This is a genomic window from Glutamicibacter sp. AGC84, from assembly GCF_053543575.1.
The window spans coordinates 34,940-50,381 of record NZ_JBLVOC010000018.1 but is presented as its reverse complement, the minus strand read 5'-3'; the positions used below and the strand labels follow the sequence as shown (position 1 = coordinate 50,381).

General features: G+C 61.3%; 17 protein-coding genes. 7 read left to right on the top strand and 10 right to left on the bottom strand.

Annotation, left to right across the window (positions count from 1 at the left end):
- Positions 1–219 precede the first annotated feature (219 nt).
- A complete protein-coding gene (locus tag ACNPN0_RS12160) occupies positions 220–1,008 on the bottom strand; it encodes an SDR family NAD(P)-dependent oxidoreductase (protein WP_105658950.1) in 789 nt (262 codons plus the stop codon).
- A gap of 287 nt (positions 1,009–1,295) precedes the next feature.
- On the opposite strand from ACNPN0_RS12160, the gene ACNPN0_RS12155 reads away from it, so the two are divergent.
- Both ACNPN0_RS12155 and ACNPN0_RS12150 read left to right on the top strand, forming a co-directional pair.
- Positions 1,296–1,874 carry a hypothetical protein gene (locus ACNPN0_RS12155; RefSeq protein WP_105662355.1) on the top strand — a complete coding sequence of 193 codons (579 nt, stop codon included), beginning with the start codon at positions 1,296–1,298 and terminating at the stop codon, positions 1,872–1,874.
- Positions 1,871–3,457, top strand: coding sequence for a GMC family oxidoreductase (locus tag ACNPN0_RS12150; protein ID WP_105658948.1), 1,587 nt, complete (start codon positions 1,871–1,873; stop codon positions 3,455–3,457). Before ACNPN0_RS12155 ends, ACNPN0_RS12150 begins: the two co-directional genes overlap by 4 nt.
- 17 nt (positions 3,458–3,474) lie before the next feature.
- Here the strand turns inward: ACNPN0_RS12150 and ACNPN0_RS12145 are convergent, their stop codons facing one another.
- The 3 genes from ACNPN0_RS12145 to ACNPN0_RS12135 form a co-directional block, all read right to left on the bottom strand.
- A complete protein-coding gene (locus ACNPN0_RS12145) occupies positions 3,475–4,275 on the bottom strand; it encodes an IclR family transcriptional regulator (protein WP_448937183.1) in 801 nt (266 codons plus the stop codon).
- Positions 4,276–4,370: 95 nt separating this feature from the next.
- Entirely contained in the window at positions 4,371–4,691 is a 321-nt protein-coding gene (locus ACNPN0_RS12140; RefSeq protein ID WP_448937184.1) for a putative quinol monooxygenase, read from the bottom strand.
- Positions 4,692–4,882: 191 nt separating this feature from the next.
- On the bottom strand, positions 4,883–5,227 hold the full coding sequence (locus tag ACNPN0_RS12135) for a cold shock domain-containing protein (RefSeq protein ID WP_448938917.1): 345 nt from the start codon (positions 5,225–5,227) through the stop codon (positions 4,883–4,885).
- 97 nt (positions 5,228–5,324) lie between these two features.
- On the opposite strand from ACNPN0_RS12135, the gene ACNPN0_RS12130 reads away from it, so the two are divergent.
- Positions 5,325–6,557, top strand: a complete 1,233-nt coding sequence (locus ACNPN0_RS12130; protein ID WP_448937186.1) for a glutaminase — start codon at positions 5,325–5,327, stop codon at positions 6,555–6,557.
- A 10-nt stretch (positions 6,558–6,567) separates the two neighbouring features.
- Here the strand turns inward: ACNPN0_RS12130 and ACNPN0_RS12125 are convergent, their stop codons facing one another.
- Complete coding sequence (locus tag ACNPN0_RS12125) at positions 6,568–8,454, bottom strand: glycerophosphoryl diester phosphodiesterase membrane domain-containing protein (protein ID WP_448937187.1); 1,887 nt, start codon at positions 8,452–8,454, stop codon at positions 6,568–6,570.
- 178 nt (positions 8,455–8,632) lie between these two features.
- Between ACNPN0_RS12125 and ACNPN0_RS12120 the strand changes: the two genes are divergently transcribed.
- On the top strand, positions 8,633–8,893 hold the full coding sequence (locus tag ACNPN0_RS12120) for a GlsB/YeaQ/YmgE family stress response membrane protein (RefSeq protein ID WP_448937188.1): 261 nt from the start codon (positions 8,633–8,635) through the stop codon (positions 8,891–8,893).
- 88 nt (positions 8,894–8,981) lie between these two features.
- On the opposite strand, the gene ACNPN0_RS12115 is transcribed toward ACNPN0_RS12120, so the two are convergent.
- The gene (locus ACNPN0_RS12115; protein ID WP_448937189.1) at positions 8,982–9,281 is read right to left on the bottom strand and encodes a hypothetical protein; all 300 of its coding nucleotides are present in this window, start codon (positions 9,279–9,281) and stop codon (positions 8,982–8,984) included.
- A gap of 284 nt (positions 9,282–9,565) precedes the next feature.
- Positions 9,566–10,114, bottom strand: coding sequence for a MarR family winged helix-turn-helix transcriptional regulator (locus ACNPN0_RS12110; RefSeq protein ID WP_448937190.1), 549 nt, complete (start codon positions 10,112–10,114; stop codon positions 9,566–9,568).
- Between the two features lie 171 nt (positions 10,115–10,285).
- On the opposite strand from ACNPN0_RS12110, the gene ACNPN0_RS12105 reads away from it, so the two are divergent.
- Positions 10,286–10,765 carry a hypothetical protein gene (locus ACNPN0_RS12105; RefSeq protein ID WP_448937191.1) on the top strand — a complete coding sequence of 160 codons (480 nt, stop codon included), beginning with the start codon at positions 10,286–10,288 and terminating at the stop codon, positions 10,763–10,765.
- A 134-nt stretch (positions 10,766–10,899) separates the two neighbouring features.
- Positions 10,900–11,382 (top strand): hypothetical protein, encoded by a 483-nt coding sequence (locus tag ACNPN0_RS12100; protein WP_448937192.1) that lies wholly within the window; start codon positions 10,900–10,902, stop codon positions 11,380–11,382.
- A 645-nt stretch (positions 11,383–12,027) separates the two neighbouring features.
- On the opposite strand, the gene ACNPN0_RS12095 is transcribed toward ACNPN0_RS12100, so the two are convergent.
- Together ACNPN0_RS12095 and ACNPN0_RS12090 are read right to left on the bottom strand one after the other, a co-directional pair.
- Positions 12,028–12,531, bottom strand: a complete 504-nt coding sequence (locus ACNPN0_RS12095) for a DUF3253 domain-containing protein (RefSeq protein WP_448937193.1) — start codon at positions 12,529–12,531, stop codon at positions 12,028–12,030.
- A 330-nt stretch (positions 12,532–12,861) separates the two neighbouring features.
- Positions 12,862–13,338: a hypothetical protein gene (locus ACNPN0_RS12090; protein WP_448937194.1), complete on the bottom strand. Its 477-nt coding sequence runs from the start codon at positions 13,336–13,338 to the stop codon at positions 12,862–12,864.
- 279 nt (positions 13,339–13,617) lie between these two features.
- Here ACNPN0_RS12090 and ACNPN0_RS12085 point away from each other — a divergent pair, with 279 nt between their 5' ends.
- Positions 13,618–14,535, top strand: coding sequence for an LLM class flavin-dependent oxidoreductase (locus tag ACNPN0_RS12085; protein ID WP_448937195.1), 918 nt, complete (start codon positions 13,618–13,620; stop codon positions 14,533–14,535).
- Positions 14,536–14,660: 125 nt separating this feature from the next.
- Here ACNPN0_RS12085 and ACNPN0_RS12080 read toward each other — a convergent pair whose 3' ends face one another.
- The gene (locus ACNPN0_RS12080; RefSeq protein WP_448937196.1) at positions 14,661–15,362 is read right to left on the bottom strand and encodes a FadR/GntR family transcriptional regulator; all 702 of its coding nucleotides are present in this window, start codon (positions 15,360–15,362) and stop codon (positions 14,661–14,663) included.
- Positions 15,363–15,442 lie beyond the last annotated feature (80 nt).

Below are 15,442 nucleotides of genomic sequence, written 5' to 3'. Positions count from 1 at the left end.
ACACGCAGTTCAACTAGGCCGAAGACCCGCAGAATTTCGTCATCGTCAGGCACGGATCCCAAGAATGCGGACGTCGAAGGGCTGACTACCGCTTGCTTGAAGATGCGCAAATGCCTGGGCGGTGGGCACTGAGCCGGCCGCTTGCCGGCTCACCCAACAGCGAAGAGGTTCGCCGCGGAGCTACAGTGCTCCATGACGAACCTCGTCAATGCCCATGCGTCAGGAGAAGTTGATGCCGCCATCGATCAAGACAGTCTGGCCAGTCATGTGGTCCGAGTCCGGCCCTGCCAAATAACTCACCAACTTGGCGACGTCCTCCGGCTCGGAAACACGGCCAGCCAGAATGTTGTCCACCTGCGCCTGCAGGGCACTGCCCCTCGGGGTTCCTTCACGCGCCGTGAGCCGCTCGTCAATCAGATCCCACATCGCGGTTCCCACCACGCCCGGCGCATAGGAATTGACGGTGATGTTGTGTTTGGCGAACTCCATGGCGGCCGCTTGGGTCAGTCCTCGCACCGCCCATTTGGTGGCCGAATACGAGGCGAGGATTGGAAACGGACGGAAAGCAACGATGGATGCCGCGCCAATGATTTTCCCGCCGCTGCCCTGCTCAATGAAGCGCTTGGCCGCCAGCTGGTAGGAATAGAAGACGCCTTTGATGTTCACGTCGAGCATGCGGTCCAACGCCTCGGGTTTCACGTCCAGGATCTCGTCAACCTGCGCAATGCCGGCGTTGGCCACGAACACCGTCAGGTCGCCCAAGGCTTCGGTGCCCTCCTTGATCATCCGTTCCACGTCTTCGGGGTTCGACACGTCTCCGGCTACCCCGACCGCACGGCGCCCGCGCTGCTGGACGGCGGCGATGACCTCATCCACGTTCTCCTGGGCTCCAGGGACATCGGCAACGATGATGTCCTGCCCATCATCAGCCAGGCGCTCGGCGATGGCCCTTCCAATCCCTCGTCCTGCTCCGGTGATGAGTGCGACCCCTGCGGTGGATCCTGCCATGGTGATTCCTCCTGTTAGATGCTGCTCGGACTTTGAAGCGGCCCCTTGGCCCGTCGAGTCTGCCCAGCTTGGGGCCCGCGCTCGCTCCGGGGATAGCTTCGTTCTCGCAGAGCGATAATGCCCGCAACGTGGCGCCGAGCGCGTTGCCGGGCCATTCTCACTAGCCGATAACGACGCTGGCAGCACTGTGACGTGCACTACATAATCCAAGTAAGGCTTCACTGCCGGTTTCCCTGCAGAATCAGCGCAGGAACTGACCTAACCGTCTAATAATCGAGGTGACAACAATGGTGTTCCCAGCAAAATATTCATCTCTCAACGCCCTGGAGCTCTCGGATGAGGCTCGGCGGATCTTGACCCGGATCATTCGGGTTTCGTTTCCGCACCCGCAGTTCCCGGATGGGCCCTACGAGCGCATGACAGAGAAAATCATCGAGGCTTCAGCCGAATCCAGCTGGTTCCGCATGGCTTTGACCCAGGGCTTGATGACCCTCGATACGCTCAGCGAAGAGCATTTCCTGGATCTTCCCGATGACCGTGCACTGGCGGTGCTCAAGCGCATCGCGGATCTGGAGTTCTTCGCCTTCATCCGCCGCACCGTAGTCCTCAATTTCTACGATGACCCCGAAGTGCATCAGGCCCTGGGCTACGAAGGCGAATCCTTCTCCAAGGGCGGCTACGTGAACCGCGGTTTCAATGATCTGAATTGGTTACCCGAACCGCGCATCGAGGAAAGCGGAGAGCCCGTACAAGACCAGGGCCCGCTTCCCTACGCCGTGAAAGCCTACGCACCGGAAACCAGCAGCAAGCCCGTGGACAACGTCCTGGGTGATTCAGGAATCCTCGAGGAAGGGACAACCCGATGAGCACCGAAGAGCAATCGGCAGTGCACGACCATGACGACGACTCGGTAGTTGTCGTCATCGGCTCCGGCGCCGGCGGCGGAACTTTGGCCCATGAGCTGGTTTCCAAGGGCGTCAAGGTGGTCATGCTGGAGGCCGGCCCGTATCTGAAGAATGAGGACTACCACCAAGACGAATGGGCCGCCTTCAACCAGATGGCTTGGCTGGATCCGCGGACCACCTCGGGGTCATGGCGCGTGGCCCGCGACTTCCCCAATCTGCCGGCCTGGATCGTCAAGGCGGTCGGAGGCACCACCACCCACTGGTCCGGGGCCACCCCGCGATTCAAGGCACATGAGTTCAAGGCGCGCAGCACCTACGGCCGGGTCGACGGGGCCAACCTGCTGGACTGGCCCATCACCCTGGACGATTTGGCACCGTACTACGACCGTGCCGAGCAGAAGATGGGCAGCACCCACCGCCACGGGCGTCCCGCGCTGCCGGCCAACAACAACTACAAGGTTTTTGCCAATGGAGCCCAGCGCCTGGGCTACCGCCAGTATGCCACCGGGCCCTACGCAACCAATGCCGAACCCTACGACGGCCGCCCAGCATCCATCCAGGATGGGTTCAACTTCCAGGGCGACAAGAACAAATCCAAATGGTCCACAATGGTCTCGGAAATCCCGAAGTCGCTGCGCACCGGCCTGCTGGATTTGCGTCCCGAATCGCATGCTGTTCAAGTTACCCATACTGCTGCCGGCAAGGTGGACGGAGTCATCTACATAGATTCCGAAGGGAACCCGCAGCGCCAAAAAGCACGCATCGTGGCGGTGGCCGGCAACGCCATTGAAACCCCTCGCTTGCTGATGCTGTCAGCTTCGCCGCTGTTCCCCGATGGATTGGCGAACTCCTCGGGCCAGCTGGGCCGCAACTACATGCGCCACACCACCGGCAGCGTCTATGCCAAGTTCGACCAGCCGGTGAACATGCACCGGGGCGAGACGATGGCCGGGCTGATTGCCGACGAATCCCGCCATGATCCGGATCGCGGATTCTGCGGTGGCTATTACATGGAAACCATCGCGTTGGGGCCGGCGTTCCTCGCCAGCTTCGTGGAGCCCGGCGGCTGGGGACCGGAATTCACTACGCTGCTGGACGACTACTTGAACACTGCGGGCATGTGGATTACCGGTGAGGATATGCCGCAGGAAAGCAATCGAATCACGCTGAACAACACGGTGAGCGACCGCTTGGGCCTGCCGGTGCCGAATGTCCATTTTGACGACCACTCCAATGACCTCGCCATGCGAACGCACGGCTACCAGCAGGGTTCGCTGCTCTTCGAGGCAGTGGGCGCGCGGTCCACGCACCACACTCCCCCGTACCCGTCGACGCATAATCTCGGTACGGCGCGAATGAGCCAGCGTCCTGAAGACGGGGTGGTCAACGCTTTCGGCCAGGCCCATGATGTTGCGAATCTGTTCATCTCCGATGGCTCGCAATTCACCACTGGAGCCGCGGCCAACCCGACCTTGACCATCGTGGCGCTGGCCATCCGCCAGGCCGAGTACATCGTCGAGCAAATGGCCCAGGCCAAGTTGTAGGCTGTCCGGGCACCTCGTTAGTCGGCGCAAGCTGCGCCTAGCATCGAGGTGCCCCGCAGCGCGCGACTCACCCGCGAAGCCACATCGCGCAGCAGGACGGAGACGTCTCGGTGGCGGGTCTGGAATTCGGCCGGGTCCATGGAAACTGCCACCGATCCGATGACTTGCCCGGCGCCCGTGGTTACCGGGGCGGCCATGCAGGAGGCGCCTCGGATGAATTCTTCGCGTTCGATGGCAATGCCGGTCTCGCGTACGGCGTCCAGTTCTGCGGCAAAGACCTGCGGATCGCAGATGGTCGCGGAGGTCATCCCGGGCATGCCGTGCTTGTCCAGGTAGGCGTGGCAGCGTTCGGCATCCATGGCCGCCAACAGCACTTTGCCGAAGGCGGTGGCATGGGCACCATTGTTGAACCCGAAGCCCATGGGGGTGATGCGCGGGCGCATTGGCGACTCAACGACGTGGGCCACCACGATATCTTCTCCGCGGTGCACTGCGTAGTAGGCGGCGGCATCGGCCCGCACATGCAATTCGCGGATCAAGCGCGCCACCGAAGGCGGGGTGCCTACCTGCCGGCGCAGCGAGTTATCCAGGGCGTGAAGCTTGTAGCCCAGGGCATAGAGCCCTTCATCGCGCAGGTGGACCAGGTGGCCCGACAGGGTCAAGGTCTTGAGCAGGCGATAAACGGTAGGCAAGGGCATCTGCAGTTCTGCAGCGATCTCCTTGGCAGCCATACCCCGGTTATGCGCGGCCACCACGTCCAGCAAGGCGAATGCTTTTTGAACTGAAGCAAGGCCAGCTAGTGAATCGTTATATCCCATAACCCCATCTTGTCGAGGTGAGCTGGGAACTTCAATATGAGTCGCAGCTGCCGCTGGCCTTGCCCCAGCAATTTCAGGGTTCATCGCAAAAGTTGCTAGCTGATTTCCAATTCGCCCATGCGGTCCCAGGTATCGCCTTCGATCTGCCGGCTGACAATGCGCGGAGTTTCAACCAGGGCCGGCGCCATGTCGATCATGGCCTGCTTGAAGTGGTCGCTGCCCACGTGGTCTCCAGCTGCGTCGTCCTGGAAGGCTTCAACCAGAACGAATTCGTTGGGGTCTTCAAGGCTGCGCGACCAATCAAACCAAAGGTTGCCTGGTTCCGCACGGGTTGACTCGGTGAAACTGCGCACCAGATCCGGCCAGCGGTCTGAGAAATCCGGCTTGACTTTGAATTTAACGACAATAAAGTACACGATGACGTCCTTTCGGTAAGCAGCACATCCCTGCAGAAACAGGGCCTACTGCCAGTTTCCCCGGTGCCACGCGGCTGGGCCTATACGCATTATCGACAGGCGAGAATGCGGCAATCCCAAGAGGACAACAGTGTCCTGCAGCAGCCATCCTGTCCGCGGCTCCAGGCGCGATAGTGGCAGTGAAATCCAAATCAGAGCAGCCTCAGCAGCGAGTGGTTGCCGGCCAGATCCTCATCGCCCATCACGGCATCCTTCGGTGGTCCCGCTTCAATCTTGTATTCGACTGATTGGCCTTCTTCGATGCTCATGAATCCGAAGCTCTGAATTGCACTGCAATGCGCGAAGGCATCGGCACATCCGCCAGAAGGCTGGATGAATCCGAAATTGCACGCATGATCAGCCTGCATTTCATGATCTCTCTCCTTATGATCGGGGCCAGCTTTCTGTCCCCATAGAAGTCCCCGCACGGCAAAGCCCTGCGCGGCTGAACATCCCAGAATTCCAGCAACTTCTGCAGGCACTTTCTGACCGGCCATGAGCATGGGTGCACGGCATGCGGCGCTCTTGCCGATAGGGTGGGCCGTAACCGGAACAATGGCAGAATCCGCCCGAGATCCAAGAGGAAATGGCACCATGAAGAATCCGATTCCCGATTACCTCCACGAAGTGCTCGATGCGCTGCGCGACGACACCTCCGGGCAGCGCGCCGGCTACATTCCCGAGCTGGCCGACGCCAATCCGGATTTCTTCGCCCTGGCCGTGACCACCGCCATGGGCAGCACCTATACCGCCGGGGATGCCGGGATCGAGTTCACCATCCAGTCCATTTCCAAGCCCTTCGCCTACGCAGCGGCCATCATGGACCGCGGGCTGGAGCATGTGCTGGAACATATCGGGGTGGAACCTTCGGGCGAGGCCTTCAACGAGCTGTCGCTGGAGGCTGGCACCAATCGGCCGAAGAACCCGATGATCAATGCCGGGGCCATCGCCGCCCACGGCCTGATGGTCGGCGCCGACGCCACCGGCGAGCAGCGCGTTGACCGGGCACTGGATTTGTTCTCCGCACTGGCCGGGCGCCGGCTGCGCATCGACGAAGCGGTCTTCAACTCGGAGCTGGGCACCGCGGACCACAACCTGTCCATGGCCCACATGCTGCGCAAGCACGGGATCATCGACGATGACCCGCATGAGGTGGTCACCGGCTACACCCGCCAGTGCTCCATCCTGGTCACCGTGGCGGATCTGTCGGCGATGGCCGCCACCTTGGCCAACGGAGGGGTGCAGCCGTGCACGCACGAGCGGATCATGGACGAGGCCACGGCCCGCCAGGTGATGTCGGTGATGGCGGTGGCCGGAATGTACGACGGGGCCGGCGACTGGCTGACCCGCGTCGGGATCCCTGCCAAGAGCGGGGTGGCCGGCGGGCTGGTGGGCGTGCTGCCGGACCAGGTGGGCATCGGCGCGTTCTCGCCGCGGCTGGATTCGCACGGCAACAGCCAGCGGGCGCGGCGGGCCTTCGAGCGGCTGTCCACGGACATGGGCATGCACCTGCTGGCCCCGAGCCATGGCCGCCTCGATGTCATCGATGTGCAGCGCGGCGGCACGCGCGAAACCTTCTCGCTGCAGGGCAACGTGCAGTTCACCGCTGCTGCCGAACTGATGGATATCATGTCCGAGTCGCGTTTCGACGGAGACGTGCACGTGGATATTTCCCGGGTGTTCTCCTTTACCGATGTGGCCCGGCGAATGACCTTGGAAGGGCTGCGCCGGCTGCGCAATGAAGGGCGGCGCGTGTTCTTGCATGATCCGCTGCAGTCGCTGGCGAATCCGGATTTGGGCGATGGCACCTATCCGGAGACGCCCTGAGCACCGGAATCTAGCGGAAGATGTCCAGGTACGCCAGCGCGGAACCCACCCGGTACTCCGCGGCGGGGTTGTTGGCCACCAGGTAGCGGTCCCGGATGGCCAGTTCCACGTTGTCCGTGACGATGCCGTCCACGCCGAGGCCCAGCAGCTCGCGGATGGTGGACTCGTCATTAACGGTCCAGGCATACACCTCCCGGTCCAGCGCGTGGGCCTGGTCCAGGAATTCGCGGGTGAAGGAGGCCTGCTCCAGGGTGTAGAAATCGACGTTTGCCTTCGGCAGCCCGCCCACGCTCATGGCCACGGTCAGCCCGACCCGCAGCTCGGGGCGTTTCGCCTTGATTTCCTTGACTGCCCGGGGACTGAGCGAATGGTAGATGTTCTGCGTGGTGGTCCCGGTGGCATCCAGCTGCGCCAGGAAGCGCTCCAGGTAGCCCTTGGATTCGTGGCCGGTGACCTTCAGTTCCACGAGCACCGGGATGCCCAGCGCATCGGCGTGCTCCAGGTACTCCTGCATGGTGGGGATGCGGTCGGCGAAGCCGCCTTCGCGCACGGTGACCTTCCGGACTTCGGCCAGGGTCATCTCGTGGATGTTCCGGTTCACCCCGGCGACCACCAGCAGGTTGGTATCGTGGCTGGCTACGAAATGCCCGTCCGCGGTTTCCTGGAAATCGGCCTCGACGATGTCGGCCTGATGCGTTGCCGCGGCTTCCAGGGCTCCCAAGGTGTTTTCCACCCCGCCCGCCGAGTAGCCGCGGTGGGCCAGGATCTGCGCGTCCCCGGCTCCCGTTGCGGTCTGCCCCAAGGCAGGGGATGCGGCAAAGCTCGCTGAAAGCACCAAGGCCGCGGCCGCGGTCCCGGCGGTGGCCTTCAGTGCGCGCGACTGCGCGCTGCGATGCCGCTGCGTGCGTTCCTGCAGGGTGACGGGCAGTGCCAGGTGCTCGCGGCTCAGGGCCACCACAATCTGGATCGCCACTACGGTCGCGGCTCCGATCAGCAGGAAACCGAGCGTGTGGCCCACGCCGATGCACAGGGTCGCCACCAGCGCGGAGTTCTGCACGCCGAGCAGGTTGGCGGCCAGATCCGAGGTCCACACCAGCGCCTCGACCAGCAGCGAGGCGCACAGGGCGCAGACTCCCAGCGGGATCCCGATCAGCAGCAGGTAGCGCAGGCTGTTGCGGTGCGTGGCCTTCAGGCTGGTGCCCAAGGCAGCCAGCGGCCGCTTCGGCCCGACAGCCAGCAGCGGCAAGGTGAGCACCAGGCGGAGGTTGGCGTAGATGATCGCCCCGATCATCAGCAGGTAGATCCCCGTGCTCAGCGGCGCTTTGAGGTACTCGCGGGTCACGAAGGGCGGGATACCCACACCCTGGATCAGCACGGAAGACAGGCCCAAGCCGCCCAGCGGCAGGGCGAGGAAAAAGTACACCATCATCAGCGGCGAGGGGTAGGACAGCATCCGGCCAAGGCAGTCGGCGGTCTCGCGGCACTCGGCCCGCAGGTTGGGAGGCTTCCCGGATTGCTGGCGGTTGACCATCACGATCAGTGCCACGAACTGCACGCTCACCGCGCCCAGTGCCAGCACCGCGATGGCCAGCAGGAGCAGCACCGAGACCGGATGGGCCAGCAGCACGGTGTAGGTCCGGTCGGTGACGTTGTTCAGCTTGCTGATTTCCAGCGCCAAGCCGAAGAGGTACTTGATCGCAGGGATGACCAGCAAGCCATTAGCTGCCTGCAAGGTGGTGATCACCGCCAGGTAGCGGAAAACGCGCACGTGCCCAAGCTTCAGCACGCGCAGCAGGAAACCGAGGATCTGCCTCAGGGCAGGCAGGCCGCGGCCCGAGGGCAGCGCAGCGGCAGGAAAGTTCTGCCTGTCCTTGCGCGATGAAATCCTTGGGTCCACTGCTTTGCTTTGCCTTCCCGCCCGCCGGGTACACCTCGGCGGCTCCTTGCAATTCTATCGCCGCCACGTGCCGTTCGCTGTGCGCCTGCTGGATGGCAGCTGCGGGTAGCTTGCTGGACAAGGGGCGAGTGTCACCGCCAACGGGCAAGACCCAATACGAACTAGTCGAGAAGAACCCATGGATATTTTAAGTTGGATCGTTTTGGGACTGATCGCCGGTGCTATTGCCAAGGCCATCAAACCCGGAGAGCAGGGCGGCGGACGGCTCGCTACTTTGCTGCTGGGCGTCGTCGGCGCAATCGTAGGTGGCTGGATCGGCTCAGCAGTCTTCGGCGAAGGCGTGGACCAGTTCTGGTCCCTGTCCAGCTGGGTCCTGGCCATTGGCGGTTCGCTGATCGTACTAGTCATTAGGGGATTGCTCACGCGCAAGCGTGCCTAACTGCACCTGCAGAGCAACGGTCCACCACGGAATAGTGGTGGACCGTTGCCGTGTGATGAAGTGCCTCTCGCATGCCTGCGCCGGATGCTCATTGACGAGAATCAGATTCAAGGTCCCGATCCCGAGCCGATTCAACCTCAGGGCCAGTGTCCTCTTCCTTGGTGGAAGACTCGCTCTGTTCGAGCTCGTCAGTACTGTGCTCGTGAATTCTCTCGCGTAGACCCTCAACTTCCTGGGCCCGTCCTTCCCAGTAGGCCGGCTCTAAGCCGAAGCCATTAGTCGCTTCTTCGGCCATCTTCTTGAAACCATCTCGATGGTCCTCCAGAGCGTTATTCAGATCTTCGAACTCAGCATGACTGACACTTACATCGACGTGCTTTCGTGGCATTTGCATCACCCTAACTTGTTAGAAAGGCTAAATACTTTCTGGTTTCGTCTAACTTACGCGTCCAAGTTGCCTACGACAGCTACCACAAGGTTTTCCTCAGAAACCTGCCCTCAGAAACTCAGGATCTAGGCCCCTCGCGCGTCAGACGATCACTCACTTAGAGCACGCGGAGAATCAAAAACACTGAAGGAAACTAAACGGGCAAGCATCCCTTGGTCGGGCTGCTAACTAAGGTATCGGTCAGATCTTCCAGCGCGGATAAAGCGGTGCTTTGCGCTCTGCACCTACCGGGAAGACGCGGTGCTCTCCGCCATCTGAGATTTCCCCCTGGAAGGCTGGCTTGTCTCGTCCTCGATCTCGACGCTTCGGATCATGGCCTCCAGGAACTTGGCAACCGCAACCCGCTCGGCCTCGGAGAGCGTGCCTACGGCATCCATCATCTGCTCATGCATCCGATGCAGCGTTCCTCGAACTTCCGTATCACTGTAGTCAGTGGGCACAATTCCCACAGACCGCCGATCTGCAGGATGCACAATACGCTCGGCATACCCATCGCGGCATAACCGGTCGATCAGTACCGACACCGAAGCATTGGAGATCCCCAGTTCCTCAGCAAAATCCCGCTGGCGGGGAACCAGCCCCTTGCGGTGCGCGGCGAGCAGGAAGCGCAGCGCGGACATATCGGTCTCATTCATACCCATCGAACCGCGGGTCGCAGCTCGCATCTTCCGCTCCGCCTCACGGTACTTGCGCATCAGATTCAACAAATCCACCGTTTCGGGCACCGCACGGCCCTCGCCGTACCAATACCCGCTGGCTTGATACCTACTCATGAAAACTCCTTCCGCCGGATGCGAACGCCATGCCCGCAACCCCCGGGGTTCCAATGCCCTTATTCGCGAGGTCCAGCTTGCTCAACACAGAAAAAATCATGTAACCTATCTAATAGTTAGCTTGTCTAAAGATATTCTACTACGAAACAGCTATCAGTACCGGAGTGAAAGATGAAAGAATTCTTAGCAGTTCCCGTAGAAACAAAGATGCATGACACCAATGCGTGGACCACTCGAATCCACAAGATCGCCGCCTTCGCCTCTGAGCAGTGTCGGGGCCGGGACGCGGTGCATTCGGCAATATGCACCATTACCGGGTCCCCGGAGCAGCTGGTCGTAAATTTGACCTGCACCGCGAAGAGTGAACGGGACGTTTCCTCGCTAATGCAATACGTCAACGACACCCTCATGCCGCAGATGGAGACAGCGCTCGGTGTCCGATTCGAGGTGAAGAATCTGCAGTTCGCCGTCGCCGGCAGGGAGAACTTGCTCGCGGGACCAGAGCACGCGCCCGAAGCTGAAATCCCAGCACATTGGCTCGATCAGCCTTTCGCTGCACCTTCGCAGGCCCCCACCACTGGGTTAGGGTTCGAACCTAGCGGATCGGGAAGTGAATCAGATGGATCCCATGCAGATTTAAGCATGGCCTAGAACTTGCAACATCCGCCGACCGCCTAGAGCGACAGCACCAAGTTAAAGGCACCTCTCTGAAGCGCACCTCGCTGCGGAGTCTTGCTTCTATATCGTTATTTTCATGCGCAGCGCAGGAAAGGGAAGTATCTAAAATGCCAGGTAGAATCGCACGAACCCGAACCGCAGTCAGAGTCGCTGATTTTCTCGCCACCCGTGAAGGCAAGTCCCACCTGTCCGACTACGGTTGGGCGCAGGGAATGCCTATCGTCATGACGCAGCCTGCCGAATCGCTCAACGATGCCATGGGAATGGCATCGATCCATGGCCGCGCAGTGCTGGTTGCCATGCTCGATCCGCGGACCGAAGAACTGCACATGATGCATGTCACCGTCCCCCAAGCAGTACTGAAAGTCACCAAGGCCTGCGCTGATCGACTCACCATGGAAGAGTTCTTCGAACGCCTGGCGACCGAGCTCATTGCGGAGTTCCGCGTGAAATTCTGGAAGAACACTGCCGTCGCCCACAAGATCCCAGCCTGCCCCGCAATGCAGTCGCGAACCATCTCACAGGCTCGATATCCTCTCCCAGAACGCTGCCACGCAGAAGCGCCCGTCGCGGCGGACACCAGCCAGTAAGCCCTTCAGCCCACCCCTCCTGGTTCATTCTCATGGCTGGCCAATCCCCATGTTGTGCTGGACCGCTAATGGTCCAGAACCGGGCTTCTTCTGGGGGCTAGTTGTTGGCCTCGGTCCTCTATCCAGGGTTGCGGATACCAGGATCCAGAACAGCCAAGAAGCCACAACAAAGTGCACAAAGCGTGATGGCATCACCCACGAGGCGATGACGGTCCCCTGTCGTCGCCTTCGCACCTGAGTCTCCTGCCTGCCAGTTCCCTCTCAATGACGCATTTTCGTGAAAAGCATTAGGAAGTGCTCACCATCAGCACGTAAAATTACCTGGGACGCAGCGTCTACTTCAGTCAGCTTCCTCCTTTCATCGGAGCTCCGGCAGTTGAACATTTAAGGACGGTTTCCAGGAGCTCAGCGAAAAAGTTCATCCTCTACCGGGTTATGCTCAATATTGGTCTCGAAGACGACAGCTACTGCCTCTATAAAGCGCTCCAGCAATACGGTCGACAGTTTAGCGACCACAGCCGGCTCATGGTTACCGAGCACGGCGTCTAGAGGGACGATTCCTTGCCTGAAGCACTCCCTCTGCACCGGGCATGAAGACCACGGTGCCGGCATATTCTCGATTCTTCCCCTAGAGATCGAGCAATCTCATTCGCCTGGGTGTCGGCGTCTAATCCGAATTGGGCCTTTGACACCGTCAGCTTCGACGGGCTCGCCATTTTGAGTTGCAACGACTTCACCTTGCGCGGCTAATGCCGCCGCAATCTGGCGCACCTGGCCCATGTACTTGCGCCACCCTTCGTCCGGCCCGCCCACTATGCGTGCAACATCACTCGGGCAGATCGACGTGTTTACCCTTTGGCTCAGCAAGCTGCGAATGGTCGCGCGAATTCGCTCTCCCATTGAATCCGATTCCGGATCCTCCCACCACGGCTGTCCACGTTCGCCCAGCGCGAGCTTGGCATTATTCACACGCTTCCTAGCGCCGATTTCGCCTTGCTTGACTGCCCGGCGGGCTGACATCAGCTCGTTGACCAACTCTTGTCGTAGTTTCGCAGGGATAGAGGGATCACTGGCTCTCCACCGCCGCCCCTTGATTATCAGGTAGCGCCCGTCGGTGGTGGTTTTTACTGGCTTCTCTGAAGGTCCCATCTTATACCCCATCTCCATTCAAATTCCGGCTCCCGAAGCGCACCATCGCGCTGATCGCATCCTATGGCGAATGAGTCAACTACCAGAGAATTTGTTTCCTATAAATCGTCGAAAATTAACTTGATGAAGGGCAATTGCATTCGCGGACTGCCGCAGGGTTACAGCTGTGTGATAGCTGCAGGGCTTCGGCATTTTATCTTCGTGGCTAGTGCCAGATAGGCGCTGGCACTCCCCCGACCTCTGGGATGCTCGCTTGGTTTCGGAGCACGCCAACTACTCATCAAATGCTTCCGATACCCGCTCCGATCATGGTTTGGCTGATGCCGGGTTCTATTTTTCCCCGAAGGCAGGGGTCGTTACGGCGCATTCCACGCGTTCGCCGGGTGTGCCGGTTTGCGCCGCGATCTCCTTTACCCCGTCGAGCAGGATCCGGCAGGTGGCGGTGCTGCCCGCGGCAGGCGTAGCCGCGATGGCTGCATCCTTTTCGGCGGTGATGACGCTCTGGGCAGTCCAGGTCGATTCGCTGTTCTTGCCAGCACCGCCGGTGGTGGCCACCGCTTCCTCGGTCACTTCGGCCGAGTCTTCGCCGCGGCTGGGCGAGTCCAGGTAGGACACACCGTTCAGCACATCGGCGGCTTCCCCGCTAACTGTCACTTCGTAGGTCACGGCCCAGGCATCGGAAGTCGCCTTGTCCCAGTCTTCAACAGCGCCGCAGCCAGTCAGGCCCATGCCCAGAGCAAGCGCCACAGAACTGGCCGCCAGCCATGTCGAAGTGCGATTGATTGCCGAACGGGAAGTGCCGTGCATGGTTTTCCTTTTCCGAGGTTGACGCAGATTCTGTTCTATCAACTTATCAACAGTAGATCGGTGCCCGTCCCCTATATTCAACATGGAGAATGATCTAAGCGCTCTCGGCTTCGCCTCTGGGTGAAGACGTATATCGCCAGCACCTCTCGGGTCCCGCGTCTTGGATGCCCCGCTGCCTTGTGCAACGCGGTAAGCTCACTGACTGGACCCTCGCCGTTGAAAGGACATGATCATGCAGCTGCAGATTGCCCAGGAGAATCGCAAAGAAAGCCGGCCTGCATGAGGCTTTCCATACTTGACCAGGTCCCCCTCACCGAGCATGCCACCACCGCAGGACAGGCCTTGTCCAGCGGCCTGCAATTGGCTCAGGATGCGGAAGCGCTGGGCTACCACCGCATCTGGTTTGCCGAGCACCACCACTCGAAATCGTTCGCCAGTGCCGCCCCGGAAATGATGACCGCGCTGGCTTTGGAACGCACGGAGACCATTCGGGTCGGCACCGGTGCCATCTTGCTGCCGTACTACCAGGCGCAGAAGGTCTCCGAAGCCATGGGCCTGCTGGCCGCCGTGCACCCAGACCGGGTGGACATCGGCGTGGGCCGCGCTGCACTCTCGGACCCGCATTACGCGCAGAAGATTGCCGCCCTGGTGCATGATTTGGACGCCGTCCATGAGCCCTCGGATACCGAACCGGCAGGCCGCGTCTGGGTACTGGGCGCCGGCGGTTCCACCGCGCCCTTGCCTGGAATGCTCGGGGCGGGCTACGTCCATGGGCACTTCCTGCGCCCTGCTGGCGGCGAGCCTGCCACCCGGGCCTACCGCGAGGCCGCGGCCAATGCAGGGCACGCCGCCCACACCGTGCTGGCCGTTCGCTTTGCCACTGCCGCGACCGAAGAGAAGGCGCAGGCACTGGCCAACGCGCTCTTGCTCTGGCGCGTGCGCAAGGACCTCGGCCACGATGGACCGATCCCCTCGACGGCAACGGCGGCGAGCCACCCGTGGAATGCGCAGGAACGGGCCCGTGCCGAGGAGCGCAGCCAGGCGCTGATCGTAGGCACACCGGACCAGGTCCGCGACCGGTTGCTGGCCTTGGCCGAGGAGCACGGCGCCGATGAGCTGATGCTCAATACCTTGGTCTGCGACCCGGCAGACCGGTTGGATGCCTATCGCCTGCTCGCCGAGAGCTTCAACGCCTGAGCTCGGCTTCTGCGTCATTGCCATGCATCCCGGTCTACTGCTCATGGCCCAGCACACAGGGATGCACTCCATATCCCTGGACACCGCGTTCCCACCAGGGTGCCAAACGGCAATTGGCCCGATGGCTATCGATTGAGCACGAAGGTGTTCAAATCATCCAGCGTTTGCTGCATGTGGTTGTCCATGGCTTGGCGTGCTTGGGAGCTGTCGCGCCGCTGTAGCGCAACGAGGATCTGCTCGTGCTCGGCGATGGCGTGCTGCTGGATCTGCGCGAAGGCGCTGGTTTCGCGCCGCCGGGAAGAGAGCACCCGGCCCAGCGGCTCGTAGAGCGCCGAAACGAAAACATTTCCCGAGGCCCGCAGGATCACGTCGTGGAATTCCAGGTCTGCTTCGACAAAGCTGTCCAGATCCTCGGCCGCGTGTGCTGCGCGCATGGCTTCGAGCAGTTCGCCCATTGCTGCTAGCTGCTCCTCGGTGATCCGCGAGGCGGCCAGCTCGCAGGCGCCGGTCTCCAGCATGCGGCGCAACTCGATCAGCTGCACGGCGGCCGCGGCCGCCCCCACGCCGGCGGTTGTGGCGCGCACTACCGCCTCCAGCGAGTTCCACATGTTGACCGGATTCACATAGGTCCCGCGGCCCCGTTCGACGCGGATGATGTTCTGCGCCGCGAGTGTCTTGATCGCTTCGCGCACCGTCATCCGGCTGACTTCCAGGGTCTCGCAGAGTTCCAGCTCGCCAGGAATCAACTCGTCAACCGACAGTTCACCGCTGACTATACGGTCCAGGACGCTGTCGGCGACCTCTACGACCAATGATTTCCGGGCCATGCTTCCTCCATCCCCGGGACAATTCATCCCGCCAAAGACTTGTCCAGTCTATGTCCCGCAGGCAGTTGCGGCTGACCGCG